The sequence below is a fragment of the Paenibacillus sp. BJ-4 genome (genome assembly GCF_020404765.1).
In the GTDB taxonomy this organism is placed as follows: Bacteria; Bacillota; Bacilli; order Paenibacillales; family Paenibacillaceae; genus Paenibacillus.
In genome coordinates this window covers 1-402 of sequence record NZ_JAIVEM010000151.1, presented here as the reverse complement: position 1 = coordinate 402, position 402 = coordinate 1, and the positions used below count along the sequence as shown (strand labels likewise).

The following is a 402-nucleotide window of genomic DNA, read 5'->3' as shown; positions in this document are numbered from 1 at the left end:
GAAGGCAGCGTCGGTCCTTCACATTTGACGGAGCAGGCCGTACACACCCGGCATTTGGCAGCAGGAGCGGTACAGGACATAGCGCTGGCAGAAGGGGCTGTGAAGTCTGTGCATATTGCAGCAGAGTCCATCCAGCCGCACCATCTGCACATCGGAACCATCCAGGGCGTGCATATCGCATCAGAGACGATATCGACCCACGCATTGCAAGATGAGTCTGTTACGTCTGAAAAACTGGCGGATGAGAGCGTGACAGCGGCCAAAATATCTCCTTATTCCGTACAGCCGTGGCACATTATCGACGAAGCTGTGCAAGGAAATCATGTGGCAGAAGAGGCCATCCAGTCGAGCCATTTGGCCCCGGAATCCGTCACCTCTGCCCATTTGCAGCCTTCATCTGTG

At 55.2% G+C, this 402-nt stretch carries 1 pseudogene; it reads left to right on the top strand.

Annotated features, from left to right (window positions below):
* Positions 1–402: pseudogene (locus tag LCF57_RS23230) on the top strand (hypothetical protein); the annotation flags it as partial.